Here is a 25,413-nt window from a genome sequence, read left to right on the forward strand (position 1 = left end):
TCTCTTTATCAGCAGAATGAAAAGGTTACGCGAGTTGACTCAGGCTGAACTGACTGGCGAGCCGGAGTGCGCCACTCAGCGCATCGCCCTGTGGCGGCACCAGCAGCGCGGCGATATCCGCCGGGAGCCAGGGCTGAATCGGCGTGGCTAAGCCGCCCATCAACGCCAGCTTACCGTGGCTGCGCGCCAGCAGTGGCTGGACCATTTGCGCGATATCCGCCGCGGTTTGTGCAATTAAGGCAGTGCCATGCTCATCCCCCGCCTGTGCGGCGGCGAACACGTCCGGCACAATCCGGCCCCAGTCAGCGGGTGTCGCCTGACGTGACCAGATTAGCATCTGTTCCGGGCTGTCGTGGTAATGCGCCATGATACGCTGCGTCAGCGCCGAGGACGGAACAATGCCTTCATGGGCCAGCAGCGCCAGCCGCAATGCCCGCTGACCGAGCACCGCGCCAGAACCGGCATCGGAGAGTGCAAAGCCCCAGCCACCCAGCAACGTAAAGCGTTCACCATCCCAGGCAGCACCCTGGCTGCCGGTACCGGTAATAAACACCGCTCCGGGCGCGCCATGGTGCGCACCAGCGCAGGCAATTTCGACATCGGTAAAAACATAGCGCGCCTGGCAAACGGGCTGCCAGCTATCCAGACGGGCTTTGACCGAAGCGACATTCGCTCCCGCCAGCCCCGCCACCAGCACGGTTTGCGCTCGTGCCGCCGCCGGTAATGCCGCCTGAGTGAAGAGATCGTCAATCACCCGATCGATGGCGTCAATCGCCGCTTCAAACTGCGACCAGACGTTGGCTGGCCCGCCGCGCGCTTCCGCCAGCAGTTGCCCCTGAGCGTCGGTGAGGCGTCCGCGACAGTGCGTACCACCCCCATCGATACCTAGCATAAGTGACTGCACGCGCTTCCTCCTGCCCTGCACCGCTCGGAATGACTCTTTATAGATGTGCGAAAGATAGGGTAAAAAAACTTAAATCGCAATAACAAATAAATATGGAAACCACAACATCAAATAAAAATGATTAAAATCATATAAATAACAGATTATAGGATTTTTACACCCAGGATATTCATTGACATTAGTTTTTCTGCCGTAATAAGTTAGCGGTCAGATTATCAGCAGCCTGATGGGTCGGGCAGCTAACAGGCAACGGGCTTCAGGGGTATAACATGAAAGTGGGCATTATTGGTCTTGGCTTTCGTCTTTCCCATGTGGTGAAAGAGTTCAGCAAAGCCGATACAGAGTTCTCCGTCGTGGGTTATGTCGATCCGGCTCCAGCGGGTTTACCCAATCTCCACACCTTTGGTATCGATCCTGGTCAGGCGTTTGACAGTATCGACGCACTACTGAATCACGGCGGCTTTGATCTGCTGCTGGTCGGTTCACCGAACTTTATGCACCTCGACCATATTCGTCAGGGGCTGGCTGCGGGTTATACCGTTTTCACCGAGAAGCCAGTGGTGATCAATGAAGAACAGACCATGGCGATGGCGCAGCTGGTACAGCAGTATGGCCACGAGCGCATTCTGGTCGGTCTGGTGCTGCGTTATTCACCGCTGTATCACGACCTGCTGGCAGCGCGCGATGATAAACGCCTTGGCGAGATCACCTCAATCGAAGCAACCGAACATATCAAGCCGTACCACGGTGCTTTCTTCCAGCGCGACTGGCGTCGTCTGGAGAAATACGCCGGTCCGTACATGCTGGAAAAATGCTGCCACGATATCGATCTCTATCAGGGATTGATGGGCGAACGCCCGGTGCGCGTCGCCAGCTTTGGTGGCCGCAAATCCTTTACGCCGCAGCACGCGCCACAGGGTGCCATCACCCCCGCTTCCGAGTTGTATCACGTCAAACCGAGCGGCTGGTCAAGCACCGACGCGGTGTTTGATAGCGATGCCGATATCGTCGATTACCAGACGGCCATCATTGAATACGCCGGTGGCGCCACTCTGGCCTTCCATGCCAACCTCAACGTGCCGGATGAATTCCGCCGCTTCTGCGTGATGGGAACGGACGGCATGGCGGAAGGCGACTTTGTGCGCAACTACTTCCGCGTGCATAACGCCCGGACCGGTGAGCGAGAAGTGGACACCACTTACAGCGGCAACGCTTACGATGGCCACTATGGCGCTGATGCGCTGATGGCCGAAGAGATTGTGAAACACATTAAACAGGGAACGCCGCTGAAAGTGACGGTGGTGGACGCACTGGAAGCCGGGCTCACCGCGATTAAAATCGACGAAGCGCGAAAATCGAAAACCGTGGTGGATATGACAGAAAGCTGGAAACAATTTGACGCCAGCCTGGGGAAAACAGCGGCCGTTTAAACGGTCACCGCTCGCGATCCCTGCCCCCTGATCGCGAGCTTTGTCATGGCAGTGCAGACTGGCAATACCCTTAACCGGCCTGTTGGCCGGTTTTTGTTGGCGGCACCACGGCAGGTTCGTTTTCCAGCTTCTGCCGCTTACGCAGATGCGGGAACAGCGTCATCCACAGAGCCACCACCACCAGCGTACCGATGCCGCCCAGCGCCGCAGCGGGCACCGCACCGAGCCACGCCGCCAGCATCCCGGACTCAAACTCGCCCAGCTGATTAGATGTATTAATAAAGATGGCGTTGACCGCGTTGACGCGTCCGCGCATATCATCCGGTGTATCCAGCTGCACCAGCGAGCCACGAATCACCATGCTGACCATATCAAAGGCACCTAACGCCGCCAGCGCCAGCAACGACAACCACAGCTGACTGGAGAGCGCAAAAATCAGCGTTGCCACACCAAAACCTGCCACCGCGCCAAACATGATCATCCCGACATGCTTTTCCAGCTTGTGACGGCTGAGCCATACCCCAACCAGCAATGCCCCCACCGACGGCGCGCCGCGCAACATGCCCAGCCCCCAGGGACCGGTATGCAGAATATCTTTGGCAAAAATCGGCAGCAATGCCGTCGCACCGCCGAGCAGCACCGCGAATAAATCGAGCGAAATCACCCCGAGTACATCTTTGCGTTCGCGGATGAAATGGACACCGGCAAACAGGTTGGTGATGTTCATCGGCAGGCGCGTCTGTGGCGGGCGCTCATAACGGATACGGCTGACCAGCAGCAGCGAGAATAAATAGAACAAGGCGGCTACGCCGTACACCACATCCGGCCCGGCGACATACAGCAACCCACCCAGCGTGGGACCAATGATCACCGCCGCCTGACCACCCACCGCATTCGCTGCTGTCGCGCGCGCCAGAATTTCTGGCGGCACCAGCGCCGGTAACATCGATGACAACGCGGGCCATTCCAGGGCCTTTGCCACCGCAATTAAAAACACCAGGCTCCAGATGGCGGTTTTATCCGCCCAGTGGAATAGCGTCAGCGCCACCAGCGCCAGCAACGATCCCCACTCCACCAGCTGACCAAACAACACAATCCGGCGACGATCAAACTGATCTGCCAGATGCCCGGCGGGCAGCGCCAGCAGCACCGAGGGCAGAAACTGCATCAGACCAATCATCCCCAACGCCATCGCGCTGTTGGTCAGCGAGTAGATCTGCCAGCTGACGGCAACCGAGAACATCTGAAAACCAAACGAAGAACAGGTCCGCGCCAGCCAGAAGGCGACAAACGACCTGTGTCGCAGCAGCGAGTCATCCGCAGCTGTTGCCAGTAAACCCATATTTATCCCATCCTGAATTCTGTTGCCGCCAGGCCGTCATGGACCTGGCCTGATGAAAAACCGCAATACGGTTTTCCTTATCTTTTTTTCAGGCCACAGAGTGCGGGATTTTACCGTGCCAGGCAACGGCAAGCCGTGCGCTTTAAAAACAGTCGCTTATGGGGGAAAAGTCTAAAGGTAGAGTTCTGAATATTAGCAGGCTTATTTTTTTATGTTGAAAATAGCGCGACTTCCAGAACGTTACAATAAAGCGTTAATTACTGCGGTAATACCGCCTAATATCTCTTTAGCAGAAACAGATAAAAAAGATGATCTTTGCAAAGGAAACGTTTTATATTAGCAAACAGATTATGGCAGTAGATCGACCATCATTATAATAACTCTATCCTTCCAGATAATTAATTTATTCATAGAGATAAATGAAAAATAACACATATAACCCTTATGTTACTGAGCGTATCCGCCGCTTTGATGGCGCGCTGACGGGTATCTGTTATTCAGCACCCTTTATGCGTTGTGAGCAAGGTAGCCATACATTACTTAATGAATGCAACATAATTACTTTGCAAAACCATCTGCCGACTATGCCAGAATTAATAATTATCCCTTTACAGGGAAATATGCTTACGCAGTTTTTACAGGAAACGGATAATTATTCCTTTTTGCAATCCGACAATGTCCGGCTGGCCATCAACTATGATGCGTTACAACAGGCCGGGCCTGAGTTGCAGTCACGAGCGTCGGATTTCCGCTTCTGGCTCTATGACGTGGCATCGCCCGGTACGCGCTGGCAAAATATTGAGAACTTTCCCTTAAGCGGCATTGTTCTGACTGACGAGTTTTTCAGCGAAAATTATCTCAAGTTCAGCTTTCCATTTATGCTCTCTTCCTTCCGCGAAAGAGAAGCAGAGGTGATATTACGTTCTTCACGTCTGGTTTTGCCTGAAGAAAGCTATACTCGATTGCATATCAGCGGCTGGCAGGAACAGCGAACCAGCAGCAATTTATTCGAAGTGTAAACGGTTACACAAAATAGCGCATTTTCCCCTTACGGCCCGATATCCCCGGGCCTATTCCCAGAATCTCCTCATAAAATGTCGCACTACTACCATTCCAGTGCTTTAAAGCACTAAAAAAGTCAAACCTGTTAACGTTTTTAAGATAAAATTTAACGCACAAGGATCATCTGACTTAACGGAAGAGTTCAACAGCAAACATTTTCATCACCTCGTACCTTATATGGGGAAACTACGCAACGCGTTGTTTCCTTTTAGATTTATGGCGAAAAAAGAGGTCAATATTATGGGGAAAGCTTCCTCATCTTTTGGCGTAATTCGCTTCCTGACAGTGCTGTTCGCACTGCTGACAGGGGCGTTTATGCTGGTTGGTGGCATTTGGTTAGCCGCCATTGGAGGTTCCTGGTACTACGTAATTGGCGGTGTGGTTATGTTAATCACCGCTATTTTGTTGTGGCGTCGTAGCAGTTCAGCATTGGTGTTGTATGCCCTGCTGCTGCTGGCCACGCTGGTGTGGGGCGTGTGGGAAGTCGGTTTCGACTTCTGGGCGCTGGCACCGCGTACCGACGTACTGGTGATTTTTGGTATCTGGCTGGTGTTGCCGTTTGTCTATCGCAAACTCAACAACGCCAGTAAAGGTGCACTGAGCGCGATGGGTATTGCCCTGATCGCCAGCGCCCTGGTGCTGGCGTGGGCCGTCTTCCACGATCCGCAGGAGCTGAATGGCACCCTGCCGGACGCGGCGGCCAACGCACCTCAGGCACAGCCGCTGAGCAACATCGCCGATGGCGACTGGCCAGCGTATGCGCGTGATCAGCAAGGCACCCGCTTCTCACCGCTTAAGCAAATCGATGCGGATAACGTGAAAAATCTGCAGGTAGCCTGGCAGTTCCAGACTGGCGACCTGAAGACCCCGAACGATCCGGGTGAAATCACTGATGAAGTGACCCCGATTAAAATCCGCGACACGCTGTATCTCTGCTCACCGCACCAAATCCTGTTTGCACTGGATGCGAAAACCGGTAAGCAGAAGTGGAAATTCGATCCGGGCCTTAAGCCTAACCCGACTTTCCAGCACGTAACCTGCCGTGGCGTGTCTTACCACGAAGTTCCGGCCGCTGCTGATGCGTCCAACACCCAGCCTGCGCTGTGCTCACGCCGTATTTACCTGCCGGTAAACGACGGTCGTCTGTTCGCGCTGGATGCAGAAACTGGCGAGCGTTGTGCCTCTTTTGGCAACAACGGCGAGCTGGATCTGCAACACAAACAGCCAGTGCTGACGCCGGGCCAGTATGAGCCGACTTCACCACCGATCATCACCGATACCACCATCATTATTGCCGGTGCGGTGACGGATAACTACTCCACCCGTGAGCCGTCAGGGGTCATTCGTGGCTTTGACGTCAACACCGGTAAACTGCTGTGGGTCTTCGATCCGGGCGCGAAAGATCCTAACGCGATTCCTGACGATGAACACACCTTTACCATGAACTCGCCGAACTCCTGGGCACCGGCGGTGTACGATCCGAAACTGGATATCGTTTACCTGCCGATGGGCGTGTCAACTCCGGATATCTGGGGTGGCAACCGTACGCCAGACCAGGAGCGCTATGCGAGTAGCGTACTGGCGCTGAACGCCACCACCGGTAAGCTGGTGTGGTCGTATCAGACTGTGCATCACGATCTGTGGGATATGGACCTGCCGTCTCAGCCGACGCTGGCCGATATCACTGACAAAGATGGCAACACCGTACCGGTGATTTATGCTCCGGCGAAAACCGGTAACATCTTTGTACTGGATCGCCGCACCGGTAAACCTGTCGTGCCTGCCCCGGAAACTCCGGTTCCGCAGGGTGCTGCTAAAGGTGACCACGTATCACCGACCCAGCCTTACTCAGAACTGACCTTCCGTCCGAAGCAGAATCTGACTGATAAGGATATGTGGGGCGCGACCATGTACGACCAGCTGGTGTGCCGCGTGATCTTCAAGCGCCTGCGCTATGACGGTCCGTTCACGCCGCCGTCTGAGCAGGGTACGCTGGTGTTCCCGGGTAACCTCGGTATGTTCGAATGGGGTGGCATTGCGGTCGATCCGCATCGTCAGATCGCTATCGCTAACCCGATGGCCCTGCCGTTCGTTTCCAAACTGATTCCGCGCGGTCCGGGCAACCCGATCGAGCCACCGAAAGGTGCGGAAGGCGGTTCGGGTACCGAAAGCGGTGTTCAGCCACAGTACGGCGTGCCGTATGGCGTGGAACTGAACGCGTTCCTGTCACCGTTTGGTCTGCCGTGTAAACAACCGGCATGGGGCTATGTCTCAGCTGTTGACCTGAAAACCAACGAAACCGTGTGGAAAAAACGCATTGGTACGGTTCGCGATAGCGCACCGGTTCCGCTGCCGTTCAAGATGGGTATGCCGATGCTCGGCGGTCCGATCACCACAGCCGGTAACGTGTTCTTCATCGGTGCGACCGCAGATAACTACCTGCGTGCCTTCAGCACCAATACCGGTGAAATGCTGTGGCAGGCACGTCTGCCAGCTGGCGGTCAGGCAACGCCGATGACCTATGAAGTGGATGGCAAGCAGTACGTTGTTATCGCTGCAGGTGGTCACGGTTCGTTTGGTACCAAGCTGGGCGATTATGTTATTGCCTATGCACTGCCGGATGAGAAATAGCTATAAGTAAATCAGGCGGACTTCGGTCCGCCTTTTTTTTAAAAAAAACCGCGCGATAAATCGCGCCGCTACGGATCAATTCCTCCGCAACACCCGCGCATTCAATAAGGCGCACAACGCCATAATCACGCAGGTCGCCAAAAACACCGGGCGCATACCAAAAGCCCCGCCGACAAAACCGCCAAATAACGGCCCACTCACCTGACCGACATACTGCGCTGAAGTCGAATATCCCAGCATTTTTCCCACTTGTGCCTGCGGGACATTGTGGCGAATCAGGGCAGTTACGCACGGCATCAACCCACCCAGCGCCATCCCCATCAGGAAACGCAACACAACCAATTGCCAGGCCGCGGTGATAAAGGCTTGCGGAATCAGCAGCAACGCACAGGCAATCAGGCCATACACCAGCACCCGGCCATGACCGATGCGATCCGCCAGCCGTCCAAGGCGTGGAGCAGAAAGAATGCTGCCCAGTGCCGCCGCCGCCATCACCAGGCCCGCCGTGACGGTAATCGCGTGATCGCCAGTGACAAACTGCCCGACATACAGCGTGATAATCGGTTCAATCGACATATTGGCGAAAATCAGCAACATCCCCGACAACCACATCAACCGTACCACCGGCAGATTTACCGGTTTCTCCTCGATACTGCTGCTTTGCGCGGCCTTTTTAGCCTGACGAGGTGCTTCTTTCAGTAAAAAGGTGGTGGCAAGGAAAGCGAGAAAAATCACCGCGCCGGTCAGCCAGAAGGTGTGACGAATACCAATCAATGGCGGCAGCACCCCGCCCAGCAACGGCCCCACCACATTGCCTGCCATAATGCCGGAAGACAGCACGCCGAGCGCCCAGCCGGTCTGCTCTTTTGGCGTTTGCGCTGCCACCAGAATGGTCGATCCCGAGGCATAGCCTCCCAACAGCCCTGCCAGCAAACGCAGCGCCACCAGTTGCCAGGGTGCGGTTGCCATGCCAATCAGCGACATGGCAATCGCCATCCCGAGGCTGGCGCGGATCAGCATCAGCTTGCGACCATAGCGATCCGCCAGTTTGCCCCACAGCGGCGCGGTGAGCGCGGCGCTGAAAAAGGTTGCGCCGTAAGCCACTCCCGACCAGCGCGCAATCGCTGCCGGTTCCTGCACACCGAGCTGCTGCACATATAACGGCAGAAACGGCAGCAGCAGCGTCATCGCCACAATGGTGCTGAAGGAGCCGAGTACGCAAACGAACAGATTGCGCTTCCAGTGTTGCTGCTCAGGCGCTAACGCCGTTGGAGGTTGCTGCATGATGATATCCCTGTTTTGAACTGATACTCAGGCTAACAGCGGTTCAGCATCGATAACAGACAGGCGGGAATATTTGCCACGCAGGTTGCTATTGTTGCCAAAAAGCAACAATCAGCCATCGCCTAATGCGGTGATTAACGCATCGCACAACAGGGTGACGGGCGAAGATGGCTCGGGCTGGTTTTTTAGCAGCAGGTAACTGTGCAGGCGATCCATCTGCCACTCCGGCAGCACTTGCACAATCTCACCCCGCGCCAGCGACTCCTGGGTCATATAGGCGGGCAGGTAGGCGATACCGGTTCCGGCCAGCGCCGCATTCAACAACGCCATACTGTTATTGGCGCGAAAACGGCTGCGCACATCCAGCGCCAGACGCTGTTTATCGCGCCGGAACGGCAGAGCTGCCGTATGGGCCGGGCCGTGAAACAATAGCAGATCATGGCGAGTTAAGCGTTCGGGATGGTCGATAGGCGGATGCGCCGTCAGGTAATCCGGTGCCGCATACAATCCCCAGTCGATGGTATTCAACTCACGATAGTCAGGCACTTCCGGGGCACGCTGACGGATCACAATCGCCACATCGGCGCTGCTTTGCGGGTCCTCGTTGATGCGGTCCGTCAGTTCCAGGTCGACGTTAATATGAATATGACGGCGGATAAAGCGATTCAGCGTTGGCACCACGCATTGGCAACCGAACGTCACCGGGGCCTGTAAACGCACGTTACCGGCGGGCAGCTGGTGGACCTGCTGCACAAAAGCATCAGCACGATGCATCTCGTCGAGTAAGCGGGTACAAAACGGGTAGTACGCCTGCCCCAGTTCCGTCAGCGCCACCTTACGCGTGGTACGCTGCAACAATTTGATCCCGAGGCGGATTTCCAGCCGGGCGATTTCGCGGCTGACATAGGATTTTGAAACGCCGAGAGTGCGGGCAGCTTCGCTGAAACTTTGCCGTTCCACCACGCGCGCAAACAGCATCATGGCGGTGAGATTGTCGCTGTTGTCCATTGTCCATAACCGACAGAGGAGGGGAAAACAGCAGCTTAAAAGGATTGGTGCACAATAGCACCTGATTTCCCGCGACGACGTAACAACGGGAAATCAGGCTAGCGACTCAACTGGCCACCGCCAGCGGAAACAGCAGACGATCCGGTTCCACGCGGCGCTGACGACGCAGCTGGCCCGGTGTCACGCGGAAGTAGTTTTTAAAGGTGCGGGTATACGCCTGCTGGGTGTCAAAGCCGTAGCTCATCGCCACCTGCAGGATCGCCTCATCACTGTTAAGCAGCGTCAGCGCCGACTCCGTCAACCGGCGCTGGCGAATGTACTCGGCCAGTGAAAATCCGGTGTGCTGACGAAACAGACGTTGCAGGTGCCAGCGGGAATAACCCGAACGGCGTGCTACTTCATCCAGATGTAAATCGTGTCCTAAGTTGTCTTCTATCCAGTCCAGCAAACTGCGGATAAATTGACTCTGATTCATGGCTCCTCCAGATACGACGTGATGTCCAGTGAAGCCACTTTAGCGCGTTAAATTTATCCCTTAATTAGCAGAAAATTAGCGCAGAATTAGCAAGGGGGAAAACGGGTGTAATTCTGCGCTAATTTTGCAGCGCTACACTGTTTGTATTGATTTTAGAGGACCTCATACCATGCGCGTGCTGCTGGTTGAAGATGATGAAATGATTGGCGCTAACCTACAGCAGGCGCTGGAGGCGGCTGGCTGGTCGGTGGATTGGGTGCGGGATGGCGTCTTTGCCAGCAACGCCTGGGCCGAAGGCGGCTACAGCTGCGTACTGCTGGATCTCGGTTTGCCACGCGAAGATGGTATCCATGTGCTGCGTCGCGCACGCACGCGCGGTGATATGACGCCGGTGCTGGTGCTGACCGCACGTGATACCGTCGCGCAACGCATCCAGGGCCTCGACAGTGGTGCCGATGATTACCTGTTGAAACCCTTTGATCTGCAAGAGGTGCTGGCGCGAATGCGAGCGATTACCCGACGCCGCCACGGTGCGGCGGATTCCCTGTTAGGCAGTGGCGACGTGCAGCTCGATATGATGACGCGTGAAGTGCTGTACAAAGGCCAGCGTGAGCAACTTACCGCTCGTGAATATGCCCTGCTCTATGCGTTGCTGGAGCGCCCGGGGGCGATTCTGTCGCGCGAACAACTGGAAAACCGCATCTACGGCTGGGGTGAAGAAGTTACCAGCAACGCCGTTGATGTATTGATTCACGGCATGCGTCGTAAGCTGGATAACGAAGTGATTCGCAACGTGCGCGGTCTTGGCTGGCGAGTTCCTGCAATATGAAACCCTTCACTTTTATGCGCTCGCTGCGTAATAAACTGCTCACCACCCTGCTGCTGATGCATTTAGCGATGATCGGCGGCGTGACCTCTTATTTTTACAGCTGCTACGGCGACATGATCGGTACGATGAAAGACGATCAGCTGGCGAAAATTGCCGATGCCTGGGCCAGCAGCAAACGCATTCCAGCGCTGATGCCACTGATGCTCAACGCCGACAAACTGAAAAGCGCCTACGTGGTGCAACTGTGGGATGCCAATAACGAGCTGCGTGCCAGTTCATGGCCGGAGCTGCGCGCGCCGTTGCAAAATAAAAAGGGCTGGAACGATGTAAAAATCGGCGATTGTGAGGATTGCAACTGGCGGGTGTTTAATCGTCCTGGCGAACCGGGCAGCGATATCGCCAACATTCAGGTGCTCTACAACATCGGCTATATGAAAAGCGTGATGGTGAAGCGCGCCATGTCGGCCATCATCCCACTGATTTTAATGATGCCGCTCTCCCTGCTGGTGATCTGGCTGGTGGTGCGCGCCATTACGCGTGATTTACGCGTGGCATCCCGTCAGATTGCCGCACAGGAGATGCTGCATCCCGACAGCGTACCGCAGGATGGCCTGCCAGACGAGATCCTGCCGCTGGTCGATGCCTACAATTCTCTGCTTGATAAACTGCGTGCTGCCTGGTCGTCACAGCGCCAGTTCCTTGAAGATGCCGCCCATGAGCTGCGCACCCCGGTGACGGCGGTGACGCTGCAACTGGAAAACCTGCGTCAGCATATCCAGCCGGGTGAGGCCAGCCGCCAGTTTGATCAACTGGAAGCGGGCGTCACGCGCACGCGCCATCTGGTGACGCAGCTGCTGAATATCTCCCGCCAGGAAGATCAGTCGGTGGTGGTGACGATCGAGAATATTGAGCTGGAAGACCTGCTGAAAGAGAGCATCGAACAGCTAATGGTGGTGGCGGATAAGCGGGGTATTGATATCGGCTTTAACGGCACCGCCCATTATCGTATCCAGGCCAGCCGCTCCGATTTACGCAGCCTGTTCGATAACCTGATCGGCAATGCCATGCTGCACACCCCCGAAGGTAGCCTGGTGGATGTGTTGCTGCATCGCGTCGGCAACCATACCGTGGTGGATATCGTCGATAACGGTCCCGGTATGCCGGAAGCCTTTATCGAACGCGCGTTTGACCGCTTCACCCGCTCGCCCGATGTGCAGGCACAGGGCAGCGGCCTGGGTCTGTCGATTGTGCGCAGCGTGGCGCAAAAACATCGTATGCAGGTGGCACTGTCGAACTGCCTGAATCCGCAGGGCAAGATCTGCGGCTTGCAGGTGCGTGTGACCTTACCGTAACCCCCCTCGCCTTCCCGTAACGGCGCGATTTATCGCGCTGTTTTTTTGTTACCGTGCCCATCCTGGCAAAAAGATGCGTGATAAATCGCGTCGCTACATCCGTTCCCCCATCAGCATTTCACGACACTTCGCGACAACGTAAACGGTTGCGGGGTTCCGTTCGTTTCATGACAATAATGTGACATAACTCACATTTTTGGTGAATGGAATTGCAACACTTTTTGACAAACGTGATCAAAATCTATTTTCTATCCGACTGATACAGGCACCCTACGCGAGCTTTAGAAACCGGCGGCTCAGACCGGCTTAAACAATTTACCGCCCACCCCTGGGATCGACTGACACCGATCGCGCACTTTTATCGCGATCACGAGCATGTGGTTAACAATAATGAAATATAAAGCATTGATAGCAGGGGCCTTACTGGCCAGCAGCTGGACCGGCGCGACACAAGCGGCAGACAGCAACCCGCAATACCTTTCAGATTGGTGGCATCAGAGCGTTAACGTAGTGGGCAGTTACCACACCCGTTTCGGACCACAGTTTAATAATGACGTGTATCTGGAATACGAAGCCTTTGCGAAAAAGGACTGGTTTGATTTCTACGGCTACCTTGACCTGACCAACTTCTTCGGTCTGGGCAACAGCAATGCCAACGGCATTTTCGACCACGGTTCGCCGATGTTCATGGAAATTGAGCCACGTTTCTCTATCGATAAACTGACCGGCACCAGCCTGGCTTTTGGTCCGTTTAAAGAGTGGTACTTCGCCAACAACTACATCTATGACATGGGTCGTAACGCGTCACAGCGTCAGAACACCTGGTATATGGGTCTGGGTACCGATATCGATACCCACTCTGACGTTGGTCTGTCGCTGAACGTGTACGCCAAATATCAGTGGCAGAACTATGGTGCGGCGAACGAAAACAGCTGGGATGGCTATCGCTTCAAAGTGAAATACTTTGTGCCGATTACCGACCTGTGGGGCGGTAAGCTGAGCTACATCGGCTTCACCAACTTTGACTGGGGTTCTGATCTGCGCGACGAGACCGGACCATCACGTACCAGCAACTCAATTGCCTCCAGCCATATCCTGTCGCTGAATTATGACCACTGGCACGTTTCAACCGTGGCGCGTTGGTTCCATAACGGCGGGCAATGGGCGGATGGCCAGGAGCTGAACTTCGGCAACGGTCCGTTTGAAGTGAAATCTACCGGCTGGGGTTACTACCTGGTAGTGGGTTATAACTTCTAAGTCAGTTCATTTCCCGTCACGGCGCGATTCATCGCGCCGTGACGGGGTTAATGCTTTTAAATTCGCGGTTTATACGCATTGACCATCCAGGGCACGCCGAACTTATCGGTAAACATGCCAAAGCCGTTCGCCCAGAACGTTGGCTCCCAGTTTTTTGTCACCTGTCCCCCAGCCGACAACGCATCGAACCAGCGTTTGCCCTGCACTTCATCCGGGGTGGAAAGGCTCACCGCAAACCCGCTGTAATGCGTCTCGCGATTGCCGTCGCTTAGCATGATTTCGCCCTGTCCGATGCGCAGATGCGCATGCATGATGTGCTCCGGGGGAAACGTCATCCCGGACGGGCAACCCTCCATTGATTCGCTCTCCGGCATATCGCCAAAGGTCATTTTAAACAACAATTCGCCGTCAGTAGCGTCAAGGTAAAATGCGATGGCCTCTTCGCAGCGGCCGTCATAAAACAAATAAGGGGTAATTTGCATGGTCTGTTCTCCACAATAAACGCCCGATGCCAAGTGTAGTGCGTGGCAGGAAAACAGGACGCGAGCCGGGCCGCACTCTTACCTTTGTTGACAATAGCGGCGGAACAGCTGCGCCATATAGGCGCTCATCGGCGTCAGCGCGGTGTCCTTGCGCTGAATCAGGTAGAAGGTTGCTTTGGGCAGCGGATCGTCCAGCTCCAGCGCCAGCAGTTGGCCGCCGTGTGTCGGATCTTCAATCACATCGCGTGAGATGATGCTGACAAAATCGGTCTTTGCCACCAGGCTGGTACAGGCCATAAAGGTTTCGCAGGTGACCACGATTTTCGGTGCCATGCCACGCTCACCGAACATATCGTGCAGCAGACGATAATAACTTCCCTGCGGCGTTGGCATGGTCCAGTCGCAATGCTGCAATTCCGCCAGCGAGCGCGCATGGGCCATCGGATGCCCTTTACGTACCACCACCTGATAATCACGCTCCATTAACCTTTCGAAGGTCAGCTCCTGGTCGAGGTGGCTTTGATCATAGGTATTGATGGTGAAATCCAGCGCGCCCTGGCGCAGCTCGTGCACCATCGCCACCAGCTGTCCTTCCACGATACGCACTTTCACCAGCGGATATTCACGGTGAAAATGGTTAATCACCTGCGGCATCACGGTGCGCGCAATGCTGCCGCCGACACCAATGTTCACCCTGCCGCCCGCCAGACCTAGCCGCTGCTGAATATCTTCCTGCGCCACGCGCAGCTCCTCCAGCACCAGGCTGGCATGACGGAAAAAGTTATCACCGATATCGGTCAGGGTCACGCCCTGATGCCGCCGCTCAAATAAACGCGCGCCGAGTGATAACTCCAGTTCCTGGATCGCCTTGGTCAGTGCAGGCTGTGAAACCCCTGACAGACGGCTGGCGGCGCGGATGCTCCCCTGGCGGGCCACATCGACAAAGGCGCGCAGCTGATGCAGTTTTAAATTAGCGGACATAGTGACCCGGTGATAACTGTTGTTTATCAGGCATAAGATATTCCCATCTTATGCGCGCCAATACCATTGTGTAGATTCGGGAGAATGCATAAAAAACCAACATGAAGGATATGCCGATGAAAACCCTTTCCGACCACGTCAGCGCACTGGTGCCACAGATGCAAACCTGGCGACGCGACCTGCACCAGTTTGCCGAATCAGGCTGGCTGGAATTTCGAACCGCCACCCTGGTGGCCGAGGAACTACATCGTCTGGGTTATCCGCTGAAACTGGGCCGGGAAGTGATTGATGCCGATGCACGCATGGGACTGCCCTCTGACGCAGTGCTGGCGGCACAGGAAGCGCGCGCACTGGAACAGGGCGCATTACCGCAGTGGCTCAGCCACTTCTCCGGCGGTTTTTGCGGCATTGTTGCCACGCTGGAAACCGGTCGCCCGGGTCCGGTGATGGGATTTCGCGTCGATATGGACGCGCTTGATTTGAATGAAAGCAGCGCGGCGGATCATCTGCCACAACGCGAAGGTTTTGCCTCCTGCAATGCGGGCATGATGCACGCCTGTGGTCACGACGGTCACACTACCATTGGCCTCGGCCTCGCCAGAGTATTGATGGCGATGAAAGATCAACTGAGCGGCACCATCAAACTGATTTTCCAGCCTGCTGAAGAAGGCGTGCGCGGCGCAAAAGCCATGGTGGCGGCGGGCGTGGTTGATGATGTGGATCTGTTTACTGCTATCCACCTCGGCACTGGCGTGCCCGCCGGCGAAATCGTTTGCGGCAGCGACAGCTTCCTCGCCACCACCAAGCTTGATGTGCAGTTTACCGGTGTCGGTGCCCATGCCGGTGGCCGTCCTGAAGAGGGCCGCAACGCGTTACTGGCGGCCGCCCAGGCAACGCTGGCACTGCATAATCTGCCGCAGCATAGCGGTGGCGTGGCGCGCGTTAACGTTGGCGTATTGCAGGCGGGCACCGGGCGCAACGTGGTGGCCGATACCGCGCTGATGAAGGTGGAAACGCGTGGTGTCAGCAACCAGGTGAACGACGATATTTATCAGCAGGCGCTGCGCGTGATTGCCGGGGCAGCGGCGATGTACGGCGTTGAATCTGAGGTAAAACTGATGGGGGGCGCGCGCAGCTGCACGCCAAGCCAGCCGTGGGTGGCATTTATCCACCAGCAGGCCAACGCGCTGGGCCTGTTCAACTCGGTCGTCGATACCAAACAACAGGCAGCCGGTTCCGAAGATGCCACCTATATGCTGGAGCGCGTACAGCAGCGCGGCGGCCAGGCATCCTATGTGATTTTTGGTTGTGAGCTGGCAGCAGGCCATCACAACGCGAAGTTTGATTTCGACGAAGCGATTATGGCAACGGCGGTACAAACCCTGGCGACACTGGCGCTCAATCAGGCGCAGTTCGGGGGCCAGCAATGAGTCATCACGACTTTATCGATAACTATATTAACCAGCATCAGGCACGTTTCAGCGCCATCAGCGACGCCATCTGGGATGTGCCAGAAACCCGCTTCGAAGAGACGAAGTCTTCCGCCCTGCTGGCCGACGCGCTGGAGCAGGAGGGTTTCGCCGTTGAGCGTGGCGTCGGCGGTATCGACACCGCCTTTATCGCCAGCATCGGCAGCGGTAAGCCGGTGATCGCCATTCTCGGCGAGTTTGATGCTCTGGCCGGGCTGAGCCAGCAAGCCGCCTGCGCCGAGCCGCAGCCGCTGGTGGAAAACGGTAACGGCCATGGTTGTGGTCATAACCTGCTGGGCACCGCGGGCCTCGCGGCAGCGTTTGCCATCAAAGCCTGGTGGGCACAGCAGGGTCAGCACGGCACGCTGCGTTTTTACGGCTGCCCCGGCGAAGAAGGCGGTTCCGGCAAAACCTATATGGTGCGCGAAGGGTTGTTTGATGATGTCGATGCCGCCGTGACCTGGCACCCGGAAGGTTTTAGCGGCATGTTTAACCTCAGCACCCTCGCCAATATCCAGGCGGCTTTCCACTTCAAAGGGGTGGCGGCGCACGCGGCGAATTCACCGCATCTGGGACGCAGTGCCCTCGATGCCGTAACGCTGATGAACACCGGGGCCAACTTTCTGCGCGAACATATCGTGCAGGAAGCGCGCCTTCATTATGCGGTGACCAACGCTGGCGGCGTGTCGCCCAACGTGGTGCAGGCCGATGCCGAAGTGTTGTATCTGATTCGCGCCCCGCAGCTCGACCAGGCACAGGATATTTATCAACGGGTTATCAATATCGCCAAAGGTGCCGCGCTGATGACCGACACGCAAATGACGGTGCGTTTCGATAAAGCCTGTTCCAACTATGTCCCCAACCGCGCGCTCGAAGCGGTGATGGACGGTTATCTGCGCCAGTTTGGCCTGCCAGAATACAGCGCGGAGGAGCGCGCATTTGCCGCACAGATCCGCGCTACGCTATCCAAAGACGATCTGCGCAATGCGCGGCTGAATGCGGCGCGTACCGGCGGTGAGGCCGGCGTGGCCTGGACTGAAGCGCTGGGTGATAAAGTGCTGATGGATGAAGTGGCCCCTTATGCGGTGACGCGTGAGTTGCTGTATGGCTCCACCGATGTCGGCGATGTCAGCTGGGTGACGCCGACCGCGCAGTGCTTCACCCCCTGCTTTGCCTTCGGCACGCCGCTGCATACCTGGCAGCTGGTGGCACAGGGCCGCACCGCCATCGCCCATAAAGGGATGTGCCTGGCGGCGAAAGTGCTGGCCGCCACCGCCCTCACCCTGCTCAACGATAGCGACGCCCTGGCACGCTGCCGCGAGGAGTTTACCCGCGTGCGCAGCGAACAACCGTATCAGTGTCCGATTCCACCCGGCGTGCAGCCCTCAAAGCTGACGTCCTGATAATAAACCCGCGCCCACGCAGGCGCGGGATGCTGTAGCCAATAAAAAAATAAAAGTTATACGCAAACACAACATAACGAGACGAGGAAATGCCGATGGAAGCCACCACGGAGAATCGCAGCCCAGGGAAGCTGTTTGGCTGGATTGAGCGGGTCGGGAATAAAGTCCCAAACCCTTTTTTACTGTTCGTGTATTTAATCGTGGTACTGATGGTCGCCACCGCCATTCTCAGCAGTTTTGACGTGGCGGTGAAGAATCCGACCAATGGCGAGCTGGTGCGGGTGAATAACCTGCTGAGCGTCGCCGGGTTACAGTGGATTCTGCCCAACATCATCAAAAACTTCAGCAGCTTCACGCCGCTGGGATCGATTCTGGCGCTGGTGATTGGTGCCGGTCTGGCGGAAAAAGTCGGCCTGCTGCAATCGCTGATGGTGAAGATGGCATCCCGCGTCAGCCGTCGCTACGCCAGCTATATGGTGCTGTTTATCGCCTTCTTCAGCCACATCTCCTCTGATGCGGCGCTGGTGGTGATGCCACCGCTCGGCGCGCTGATCTTCCTCGCCGTGGGACGTCATCCGGTGGCGGGTCTGCTGGCGGCGATTGCCGGTGTAGCATCCGGGTTTACCGCTAATCTGCTGATTGTCACTACCGATGTGTTGCTGTCAGGTATCAGCACCGAAGCGGCGAAAGCGGTGAGCGACACGGTACACGTTAGCGTGATCGATAACTGGTTCTTTATGGCGACCTCCGTGGTGGTGCTGACCATTGCCGGTGCGCTGCTGACTGATAAGTTTATCGAGCCGCGCCTGCCCGCCTGGAACGGCGGCCATCAGGATCGCCTGCCACCGCTCACCGTGCAGGAAAACCGCGGTCTGAAAGCCGCAGGTATCGCCGCACTGGTGTTTATCGCGCTGATGGCACTGCTGGTGGTGCCGGAGCATGCGCCGCTGCGCAACCCGAAAACCGGTGGCATCATCCCGTCGCCGTTTATTCAGGGCATTGTGCCGATCATCATCCTGTTCTTCTTTGTGGTGGCAATTGCCTATGGCGCAGTGACGAAGCAAATTCGTCGCCCGGATGACATTCCGCAGCTGCTGGTTGATCCGATGAAGAGTATGGCGGGCTTTATTGTGATGGTGTTCCCGCTGTCGCAGTTCGTGGCCTTCTTCAACTGGAGCAACATGGGCAAGTTTATGGCGATTGGTCTGACCGATATGCTGGAGAGTGCAGGCATCAGCGGCGCACCGGCGTTTCTCGGCCTGATGTTCCTCTCGGCATTTCTGTGCATGTTTATCGCCAGCGGCTCCGCTATCTGGTCGATTCTCGCCCCGGTATTTGTGCCGATGTTTATGCTGCTCGGCTTCCATCCGGCGTTTGCCCAGATGATCTTCCGTATCGCTGACTCGTCGGTGCTGCCGCTGGCACCGATGTCGCCGTTCCTGCCATTGTTCCTCGGTTTCCTCCAGCGATACCAGAAAGATGCGCAACTTGGCACCTATTATGTGCTGATCTTCCCCTATCCGGTGGTGTTCTTTGTCACCTGGATTGTGCTGCTGGTTGCCTGGTACGCGCTCGGTTTACCCATCGGCCCGGGGGTTTATCCCAACCTGCATTAACCGCATCGCCAGGGACGGCGATCACACTTACGCGAATTGCAACGTACATTGCTAAAATCTCACCGCTTCACCTCTCGGCATCCCCGCCGTAATTGATTATTCTGCTGTTCCTTCGCTTGCTAACGGTTAATTATTTTTAAAACCAATCTCTGCCGTTGGTGAGTTTTGCAAACACCGTCATACCGAGGTTCATACAACAATGACAACTGCCTGCACAACCGGGGTGGCTGGCGATATTATCGCTGCGGATCGCCGTACCTTAGCCGGGCGCATCGACGCGCTTCCTTCTTCCGCTGGCCTGTGGCGTTTTATCACGCTGCTGGCACTGGGCGGTTTTTTTGAACTCTACGATCTGTTTGAAACCGGCTATATCAGTTCCGGGCTACTGGCGGCGGGTGTGTTCCACACCGGCAGCGCGGGCGTGTTCGGCATTGCCGATCAGGCCGCTTTTGCCTCCGCCACCTTTCTTGGCTTGTTTGTCGGTGCCAGCCTGTTGGCTCCCTATGCGGACCGTTTTGGTCGTCGCCTGACCTTTATGTGCGCGCTGGCGTGGTACGGCGTGTTCTCGTTACTGATGGCGTTTCAGCAAAGTGCCGAGATGATTATCCTGTGCCGCTTTCTGGTGGGAATTGGCCTCGGTATCGAGCTGGTAACCATTGATACCTATCTTTCCGAGTGGGTGCCGACTCATCTGCGTAGCCGCGCTTTTGCCTTCTCGTTTTTTATTCAGTTTCTGTCAGTGCCCGCTGTGGCGCTGATGTCCTGGTGGCTGGTGCCGCAAACCATCCTCGGCCTTGAAGGCTGGCGCTGGGTGGTGATTGCCGGTGCGCTCTGCTCGCTGGTGATCTGGTTTATTCGTAAGAACCTGCCGGAATCGGCACGCTGGCTGGCGCAGCAAGGCCGTCATCAGGAGGCGCATCGCGTCCTGAGCGAGATGGAAAAACGCTGCGGTATCGCGCCGGGCGAAGACTTTTCCGACCGCGACGCCGCCGCACAGCTGCCGAAAAAAGGCCGCTTCAGCGAGATCTGGGCACCGGCATATCGCAAACGCACCCTGATGCTGGTGGTGATGAACTTCTTCCAGGCGATTGGTTTCTTCGGTTTTGGTAACTGGCTGCCCGCCCTGCTGTCAGGTAAAGGTGCAACGGTGACGCATAGCCTGCTGTACGCGTTTTTCATTACGCTGGCCTACCCGCTGGGTTCGCTGATTTGCAGCCGCTACGCCGATAAGATCGAGAACAAGTGGCAGATCGTTCTGTCATCGCTGATGACGGTGGTGTTCGGCACGCTGTTCGCCTTTATGACCAGCCCGGTGCTGATGATTATCTGTGGCTTCCTGATTACCTACAGCAACGCCTGGCTGACCTTCAGCTACCACGCGTATCAGACCGAGATTTTCCCGACGCACATTCGTGCGCGCGCCGTTGGTTTTTGTTATTCGTTCAGCCGCCTGTCAACGGCGTTCAGCAGCATTCTCATCGGCCTGATTCTGCAATATGCCGGTAGCCAGGGGGTGATTGCCTTTATCGTGCTGAGTATGTTGATGGTGATGCTGTCGGTGGGGATTTACGGTCCGAAGACGCGTGGCATTGATTTGGAGAATATTTAGTGCCTGATTTTGCGCAATAAATTGCGCCGCTACGCCAGGTGCGATCATCTGTAGCGGCGCGATTTATCGCGCAGATTTTAGCAATGGCGTGGTGTCGGCAAAAAACAGCGCAATAAATTGCGCCGCTACAGGTGCAAAAACAGGGGCCATTATCTGGCCCCTGTTTTATCACTGCTGTTCCAGCACCTTAATATCCGCGTTGCCCTGATGCGCCTGCACGGTTTCATCCTTACGTAAGGAGGCGACATCTTTCGCCGTCACCGTGGCTTTAGCACCGTTGCCCCAGCTGCCGCGAATAAAGTTCACCACATCTGCCACCTGCTGATCATTCAGACGCCAGCCGAATGCCGGCATGGTGATCGCCGTAGGTGCACCCTGCACGCCTGGCAGCGTTCCGCCAGTCAGCACGATGTGGATCAGCGACGTCGGATCGTCTGCCAGCACCACCGGGTTGCCACGCAGCGCTGGGAAGAAGCGCTGATAACCGCTGCCGTCGGTTTTATGGCAGGCAGCACAGCTATCGACATACACCGACGCGCCAGTCTGGCTGTCATCACCTTTCCACAGCGCCTTCGCCACCGTGTCATCCTGGGTAAACACCGTCTGGCTGGCGTCTTTCGCCCCCAGCGACTTCAGGTAACGGGCAATTGCCGTGATATCGTCATCGCTCAGGTGTTGCAGGCTGTGCTCCACCACATCGGTCATACCACCGAACGCGGCGGTGTGATCGTTACGGCCATAGCGCAGGAACTGGCGCAGATCGTCCTCGCTCCAGCGTCCCAGGCCGTCACGGTTGTCGCCACGCAGGTTGCTTGCGGTCCAGCCATCAATCGGTGCGCTGCTGCCGGAGAGGTAATCATGCGCGCCATCATTGCTGAGCGCTTTCTCCTGCATGGTGATACTGCGCGGCGTATGGCAGGCGCCACAGTGACCCAGACCTTCCACCAGATAACGACCCCGTGCCAGCACTGGATCTTCCTGGGCAGCAGGCTGGAACGCTTTCACGTCCGGCGCAAACATGCCGCGCCAGATTGCCAGCGGCCAGCGCATCGACAGCGGCCACGGAATATCGCTATCTTTGTTGGCCTGCGCCACCGGTGCCACGCCGTGCATAAAGTACGCGTACAGCGCCTTCATGTCCTCGTCGCTCACCACCGCGTAAGACGGATACGGCATCGCCGGATACAGCGTGTCACCGTTTTTCGCCACGCCATGACGCACTGCTTTCTGAAAGTCGTCGTAGCTGTAGTCGCCAATCCCGGTGGTTTTATCCGGGGTGATGTTGGTGGAATAGATGGTGCCAATTGGCGTCGCCATCGGCAAACCACCGGCAAAAGGCTGCCCACCTTTGACGCTGTGGCAGGCCACGCAGTCACCGGCGCGCGCCAGATATTCACCCCGTTTTACCAGGGCATCATTTGCCTGATCGTCCGCCAGCGCGGCGAACGACAGCGTGCCCAAAACCAGGGCCAGAATGCTTTTCATCATCGCCGTTTTCCTTATGCCTGCACCAGTGGACCAGGGTTCTTCAGATACTGTTCACGGATGGCTTTCGCCGACCAGTAGGTCAGTGCCGCCACCATGCCGGTCGGGTTGTAGCCCAGACCCTGCGGGAACGCAGACGCCCCCGGCACAAACACGTTCGGCACATCCCAGCTCTGCAAATAACGGTTCACTGCGCTGGTTTTCGGATCTTCACCCATGATCGCCCCGCCGCTCATATGCGTGGTTTGATACACGGTGGTATCGAAGTGGGTGCCTGGTCCCTTAGCGCCGCCGATGATCATCTTCGGATTCATGGCCTCGGTGATTTTGCGCATCTTGCCGACCATGAACTGCGCCATCTTGATGTCGTTGTCCTGCCAGTCAAAGGTCATACGCAGCAGCGGCTGGCCGTAGACATTTTTGTAGTTCGGATCGAGATCGAGGTAGTTAGCGCGGTATGACTGGTGCGCACCGTGGGCATCCATCGAAATATGGTGGTTGTAGGTATCTGCTACCGCCGCTTTCCACTGGCTGCCCCAGTTCGGTGTGCCTTTGGGGGTCGGCAGACCGGAAACCGGTTTGGTACCCGCCTGGTTCACCCAGAATGGCGAGCCACCGACAAAACCGTACGGACCGTGGTCGAAGTTATCGGCGTTGAAATCATCCACCGCTACCCCAGCGCCACCCGCACCGATAAACGGGTTGGTGGTGGTGTTTTTGTCGAACAGCGCTTTCAGCGTCGAGATGTTCTGATAAGCGAAGTTACGGCCGACCACACCTTCGTTAGTGATCGGGTTATACGGCTGGCCGATACCGGACAGCAGCATCAAATGCACGTTGTGGAACTGGAACGCCGACAGGATCACCAGATCCGCAGGCTGCACCACTTCACGGCCCTGACCATCGAGATAGGTCACGCCGGTGGCGCGTTTTTTGTCGCCGGTCAGATTGACGCGCAACACATAGGCGTTGTTACGCAGCTCAAACTTCGGCTCCTGACGCAGCGCGGGCAGGATGTTCACGTTAGGCGAGGCTTTGGAATACATGTAGCAGGCGTAACCGCTGCAATAGCCGCAGAAGTTGCACGGGCCCATCTGTGCACCGTAGGTGTTGGTGTACGGACCTGAGGTGTTGGCCGATGGCATATCGTACGGGTGATAGCCCACCGACTCTGCCGCCTGGGCAAACAGCTGCGCCGAGTAAGTACGCTTCTGTGCGGGCAGCGGGAAATCGCTGGAGCGGTCCGGCGCGTAAAAGTTGCCGCCTTTCTCCTTGCCGATCATCTTGCCTTTGATGGTCCAGGCACTGCCCGAGGTACCAAAGACTTTCTCCGCCTGATCGAAGAAGGGTTCCAGTTCGTTATAGCTGACGCCGAAATCCTGAATCGTCATGCCTTCCGGGATAAAGTTTTTGCCGTAACGCGCTTCATAATGACTGCGCAGATTCAGCTCGACCGGATCGACACGGAAATGTACGCCCGACCAGTGCAGACCCGCGCCGCCGGTGCCGGTGCCGGGCAGAAACGCCGCCAGCTGACGATAAGGCACCGCCGTCTGTGACGCGTCGTGACGAATGGTGACGGTGCTTTTTGACAGATCCTGGAACAGCTTTTTACGGATGTTGTAGGTCAGTTCATCAATGGATTGCGGATACGCGCCATCCGGGTAGGTGTCACGATGCGGACCGCGCTCCAGCGCCACCACATTCAGCCCGGCTTCGGTCAGCTCTTTTGCCATGATGGCTCCCGCCCAGCCGAAACCCACTACCACCGCATCCACTTTCTTCAATTCATTTGCCACGGTTACGCCCTCTCCCCGCGAATATCCACTGACGGGAACGGATAGCGTTCACCGCGTTCCACCCAATCCATGTAATCAGCGCGTGCGCCGGGGAAGCCAATCAGCTTCCAGCCCACCATGCCCTGATTGCCACCGTGGATCGGATCGCTGAAGTAACCCTCGCGGGTGTTTTGCAGCAGGAAGGAGAAGAAGGTTTTGGCCGGGAGTTGGGTGAACTCCGCTTTACCGCTTTCGAAGTCGCTCAGCAGGGCATCCTGCTGTTCGCCGCTCAGCTCAGCAAACACTTTGCCGTGCTGCTTTTTGCTCCAGCTATCAGCATCAGCGAGGCCCAGGCGGTAGATCTGCTGCGGCACCAGCGGCAGCTGATAACCCAGTTCTTTCGGCAGATCGGGATTGAACGGCCCCTGCATGTACCAGTTGCTGCCGAGGGCGTACGGGGTGTTCATCTGGCGATCGATAAACTCCGGTACCCCGGCTTCCAGTGCGCCAGGACCGCGTTCATCGTTGGGGATCAAACGTGCCACCGCAGCGGTGATAAAGGCGAACTCTTCAGCCGTAAACCAGGTCGGCTGATAGTCGCGGGCTTTTTGTGGCCCGCCACTTTGTTCTGCTGCTCCGGCAGCCATTGGCGCAACCAGTGCACCCATCGCCGTGGAACCCACCGCCATGGCTGGCGCCAGGGTGATGGTTCTCAGCAGAAAATCCCTGCGTGTGTGACCATTTTTGTGTTCTGACATGACATTGCCTCAGTGCCGCATATAATGTGGCATGAAAGGTTAACTGATTGCGTTGTAATGATTTTTATGTGCGGGCTTAAGGATACAGCGCCACCGTTACCGGTAACATTGCGCCGCAGTGTAACACCGTTGCTGACAAAGATTTAGCGTAAGGACACAAAATCGCACAAAATAATTAACATTTTGCGCAGCGGCTTTACACCGCAGGCGCGACATTGTCATGGTCTGATACAACAGCCTACAGACAGTTAAGGCCCC

At 56.5% G+C, this 25,413-nt stretch carries 20 protein-coding genes; 10 read left to right on the forward strand and 10 right to left on the reverse strand.

All coding sequences use genetic code 11. The features are described from left to right. Nucleotides 1-25: 25 nt before the first annotated feature. Complete coding sequence (locus RCF31_RS10990; RefSeq protein ID WP_416413243.1) at nucleotides 26-892, reverse strand: BadF/BadG/BcrA/BcrD ATPase family protein; 867 nt, start codon at nucleotides 890-892, stop codon at nucleotides 26-28. A gap of 281 nt (nucleotides 893-1,173) precedes the next feature. Here RCF31_RS10990 and RCF31_RS10995 point away from each other — a divergent pair, with 281 nt between their 5' ends. Further along, on the forward strand, nucleotides 1,174-2,334 hold the full coding sequence (locus RCF31_RS10995; protein WP_416410422.1) for a Gfo/Idh/MocA family protein: 1,161 nt from the start codon (nucleotides 1,174-1,176) through the stop codon (nucleotides 2,332-2,334). A gap of 70 nt (nucleotides 2,335-2,404) precedes the next feature. Here RCF31_RS10995 and RCF31_RS11000 read toward each other — a convergent pair whose 3' ends face one another. Next, nucleotides 2,405-3,676 carry an MFS transporter gene (locus tag RCF31_RS11000; RefSeq protein ID WP_416410424.1) on the reverse strand — a complete coding sequence of 424 codons (1,272 nt, stop codon included), beginning with the start codon at nucleotides 3,674-3,676 and terminating at the stop codon, nucleotides 2,405-2,407. A 509-nt stretch (nucleotides 3,677-4,185) separates the two neighbouring features. Between RCF31_RS11000 and RCF31_RS11005 the strand changes: the two genes are divergently transcribed. Both RCF31_RS11005 and RCF31_RS11010 read left to right on the forward strand, forming a co-directional pair. Further along, the gene (locus RCF31_RS11005) at nucleotides 4,186-4,695 is read left to right on the forward strand and encodes a hypothetical protein (RefSeq protein ID WP_416410426.1); all 510 of its coding nucleotides are present in this window, start codon (nucleotides 4,186-4,188) and stop codon (nucleotides 4,693-4,695) included. A 283-nt stretch (nucleotides 4,696-4,978) separates the two neighbouring features. Continuing rightward, on the forward strand, nucleotides 4,979-7,369 hold the full coding sequence (locus RCF31_RS11010; RefSeq protein WP_416410428.1) for a glucose/quinate/shikimate family membrane-bound PQQ-dependent dehydrogenase: 2,391 nt from the start codon (nucleotides 4,979-4,981) through the stop codon (nucleotides 7,367-7,369). Between the two features lie 75 nt (nucleotides 7,370-7,444). On the opposite strand, the gene RCF31_RS11015 is transcribed toward RCF31_RS11010, so the two are convergent. The 3 genes from RCF31_RS11015 to RCF31_RS11025 all read right to left on the reverse strand — a co-directional run bounded on the left by RCF31_RS11015 (nucleotide 7,445) and on the right by RCF31_RS11025 (nucleotide 10,136). Beyond that, nucleotides 7,445-8,653: an MFS transporter gene (locus RCF31_RS11015; RefSeq protein WP_416410430.1), complete on the reverse strand. Its 1,209-nt coding sequence runs from the start codon at nucleotides 8,651-8,653 to the stop codon at nucleotides 7,445-7,447. A gap of 111 nt (nucleotides 8,654-8,764) precedes the next feature. Next, nucleotides 8,765-9,661 carry a LysR family transcriptional regulator gene (locus RCF31_RS11020; RefSeq protein ID WP_416410432.1) on the reverse strand — a complete coding sequence of 299 codons (897 nt, stop codon included), beginning with the start codon at nucleotides 9,659-9,661 and terminating at the stop codon, nucleotides 8,765-8,767. A gap of 106 nt (nucleotides 9,662-9,767) precedes the next feature. Next, nucleotides 9,768-10,136: a helix-turn-helix domain-containing protein gene (locus RCF31_RS11025; protein WP_013507554.1), complete on the reverse strand. Its 369-nt coding sequence runs from the start codon at nucleotides 10,134-10,136 to the stop codon at nucleotides 9,768-9,770. A 169-nt stretch (nucleotides 10,137-10,305) separates the two neighbouring features. Between RCF31_RS11025 and RCF31_RS11030 the strand changes: the two genes are divergently transcribed. The 3 genes from RCF31_RS11030 (at nucleotide 10,306) to RCF31_RS11040 (ending at nucleotide 13,574) form a co-directional block, all read left to right on the forward strand. After that, nucleotides 10,306-10,965 carry a response regulator gene (locus tag RCF31_RS11030; RefSeq protein ID WP_084871889.1) on the forward strand — a complete coding sequence of 220 codons (660 nt, stop codon included), beginning with the start codon at nucleotides 10,306-10,308 and terminating at the stop codon, nucleotides 10,963-10,965. Continuing rightward, nucleotides 10,962-12,317, forward strand: coding sequence for a sensor histidine kinase (locus tag RCF31_RS11035; protein ID WP_416410435.1), 1,356 nt, complete (start codon nucleotides 10,962-10,964; stop codon nucleotides 12,315-12,317). The genes RCF31_RS11030 and RCF31_RS11035 overlap by 4 nt, the downstream gene beginning before the upstream one ends. Before the next feature lie 390 nt (nucleotides 12,318-12,707). Then, the gene (locus tag RCF31_RS11040) at nucleotides 12,708-13,574 is read left to right on the forward strand and encodes a nucleoside-specific channel-forming protein Tsx (protein ID WP_313688638.1); all 867 of its coding nucleotides are present in this window, start codon (nucleotides 12,708-12,710) and stop codon (nucleotides 13,572-13,574) included. A 56-nt stretch (nucleotides 13,575-13,630) separates the two neighbouring features. Here the strand turns inward: RCF31_RS11040 and yjdN are convergent, their stop codons facing one another. Together yjdN and RCF31_RS11050 are read right to left on the reverse strand one after the other, a co-directional pair. Beyond that, nucleotides 13,631-14,056, reverse strand: a complete 426-nt coding sequence (gene yjdN / locus RCF31_RS11045; protein WP_416410438.1) for a VOC family metalloprotein YjdN — start codon at nucleotides 14,054-14,056, stop codon at nucleotides 13,631-13,633. 78 nt (nucleotides 14,057-14,134) lie between these two features. Beyond that, complete coding sequence (locus RCF31_RS11050; protein ID WP_299458156.1) at nucleotides 14,135-15,037, reverse strand: LysR family transcriptional regulator; 903 nt, start codon at nucleotides 15,035-15,037, stop codon at nucleotides 14,135-14,137. Between the two features lie 116 nt (nucleotides 15,038-15,153). On the opposite strand from RCF31_RS11050, the gene RCF31_RS11055 reads away from it, so the two are divergent. From RCF31_RS11055 to RCF31_RS11070, 4 genes are all read left to right on the forward strand, one after another. Next, on the forward strand, nucleotides 15,154-16,467 hold the full coding sequence (locus RCF31_RS11055) for an amidohydrolase (RefSeq protein ID WP_416410440.1): 1,314 nt from the start codon (nucleotides 15,154-15,156) through the stop codon (nucleotides 16,465-16,467). Then, nucleotides 16,464-17,909: a M20 family metallopeptidase gene (locus RCF31_RS11060; protein WP_416410442.1), complete on the forward strand. Its 1,446-nt coding sequence runs from the start codon at nucleotides 16,464-16,466 to the stop codon at nucleotides 17,907-17,909. Before RCF31_RS11055 ends, RCF31_RS11060 begins: the two co-directional genes overlap by 4 nt. A gap of 95 nt (nucleotides 17,910-18,004) precedes the next feature. Beyond that, the gene (gene abgT / locus RCF31_RS11065; RefSeq protein WP_416410444.1) at nucleotides 18,005-19,525 is read left to right on the forward strand and encodes a p-aminobenzoyl-glutamate transporter; all 1,521 of its coding nucleotides are present in this window, start codon (nucleotides 18,005-18,007) and stop codon (nucleotides 19,523-19,525) included. Between the two features lie 199 nt (nucleotides 19,526-19,724). Continuing rightward, nucleotides 19,725-21,134, forward strand: a complete 1,410-nt coding sequence (locus RCF31_RS11070) for an MFS transporter (RefSeq protein ID WP_299458165.1) — start codon at nucleotides 19,725-19,727, stop codon at nucleotides 21,132-21,134. A 168-nt stretch (nucleotides 21,135-21,302) separates the two neighbouring features. On the opposite strand, the gene RCF31_RS11075 is transcribed toward RCF31_RS11070, so the two are convergent. The 3 genes from RCF31_RS11075 to RCF31_RS11085 are packed head-to-tail and all read right to left on the reverse strand — an operon-like array spanning nucleotide 21,303 to nucleotide 25,155. Beyond that, nucleotides 21,303-22,622 carry a c-type cytochrome gene (locus RCF31_RS11075; protein WP_416410446.1) on the reverse strand — a complete coding sequence of 440 codons (1,320 nt, stop codon included), beginning with the start codon at nucleotides 22,620-22,622 and terminating at the stop codon, nucleotides 21,303-21,305. A gap of 11 nt (nucleotides 22,623-22,633) precedes the next feature. Further along, a complete protein-coding gene (locus tag RCF31_RS11080) occupies nucleotides 22,634-24,418 on the reverse strand; it encodes a GMC family oxidoreductase (RefSeq protein WP_299458169.1) in 1,785 nt (594 codons plus the stop codon). A 2-nt stretch (nucleotides 24,419-24,420) separates the two neighbouring features. Continuing rightward, nucleotides 24,421-25,155, reverse strand: a complete 735-nt coding sequence (locus RCF31_RS11085) for a gluconate 2-dehydrogenase subunit 3 family protein (protein ID WP_313683160.1) — start codon at nucleotides 25,153-25,155, stop codon at nucleotides 24,421-24,423. Between the last annotated feature and the right edge of the window lie 258 nt (nucleotides 25,156-25,413).

It is taken from the genome of Pantoea sp. App145, from assembly GCF_047947045.1.
Classification (GTDB): Bacteria; Pseudomonadota; Gammaproteobacteria; order Enterobacterales; family Enterobacteriaceae; genus Pantoea.

Bases quoted from the DNA above. Each gene is read 5' to 3' on its own strand.
- RCF31_RS11010 (WP_416410428.1), top strand. From the start codon at position 4,979: ATGGGGAAAGCTTCCTCATCTTTTGGCGTAATTCGCTTCCTGACAGTG.
- RCF31_RS11070 (WP_299458165.1), top strand. From the start codon at position 19,725: ATGACAACTGCCTGCACAACCGGGGTGGCTGGCGATATTATCGCTGCG.
- RCF31_RS11015 (WP_416410430.1), bottom strand. From the start codon at position 8,653: ATGCAGCAACCTCCAACGGCGTTAGCGCCTGAGCAGCAACACTGGAAG.
- RCF31_RS11025 (WP_013507554.1), bottom strand. From the start codon at position 10,136: ATGAATCAGAGTCAATTTATCCGCAGTTTGCTGGACTGGATAGAAGAC.
- RCF31_RS11055 (WP_416410440.1), top strand. From the start codon at position 15,154: ATGAAAACCCTTTCCGACCACGTCAGCGCACTGGTGCCACAGATGCAA.
- RCF31_RS11000 (WP_416410424.1), bottom strand. From the start codon at position 3,676: ATGGGTTTACTGGCAACAGCTGCGGATGACTCGCTGCTGCGACACAGG.
- abgT (WP_416410444.1), top strand. From the start codon at position 18,005: ATGGAAGCCACCACGGAGAATCGCAGCCCAGGGAAGCTGTTTGGCTGG.
- RCF31_RS11060 (WP_416410442.1), top strand. From the start codon at position 16,464: ATGAGTCATCACGACTTTATCGATAACTATATTAACCAGCATCAGGCA.
- RCF31_RS11005 (WP_416410426.1), top strand. From the start codon at position 4,186: ATGCGTTGTGAGCAAGGTAGCCATACATTACTTAATGAATGCAACATA.
- yjdN (WP_416410438.1), bottom strand. From the start codon at position 14,056: ATGCAAATTACCCCTTATTTGTTTTATGACGGCCGCTGCGAAGAGGCC.
- RCF31_RS11035 (WP_416410435.1), top strand. From the start codon at position 10,962: ATGAAACCCTTCACTTTTATGCGCTCGCTGCGTAATAAACTGCTCACC.
- RCF31_RS11050 (WP_299458156.1), bottom strand. From the start codon at position 15,037: ATGTCCGCTAATTTAAAACTGCATCAGCTGCGCGCCTTTGTCGATGTG.
- RCF31_RS10990 (WP_416413243.1), bottom strand. From the start codon at position 892: ATGCTAGGTATCGATGGGGGTGGTACGCACTGTCGCGGACGCCTCACC.
- RCF31_RS10995 (WP_416410422.1), top strand. From the start codon at position 1,174: ATGAAAGTGGGCATTATTGGTCTTGGCTTTCGTCTTTCCCATGTGGTG.
- RCF31_RS11075 (WP_416410446.1), bottom strand. From the start codon at position 22,622: ATGATGAAAAGCATTCTGGCCCTGGTTTTGGGCACGCTGTCGTTCGCC.
- RCF31_RS11020 (WP_416410432.1), bottom strand. From the start codon at position 9,661: ATGGACAACAGCGACAATCTCACCGCCATGATGCTGTTTGCGCGCGTG.
- RCF31_RS11030 (WP_084871889.1), top strand. From the start codon at position 10,306: ATGCGCGTGCTGCTGGTTGAAGATGATGAAATGATTGGCGCTAACCTA.
- RCF31_RS11040 (WP_313688638.1), top strand. From the start codon at position 12,708: ATGAAATATAAAGCATTGATAGCAGGGGCCTTACTGGCCAGCAGCTGG.
- RCF31_RS11085 (WP_313683160.1), bottom strand. From the start codon at position 25,155: ATGTCAGAACACAAAAATGGTCACACACGCAGGGATTTTCTGCTGAGA.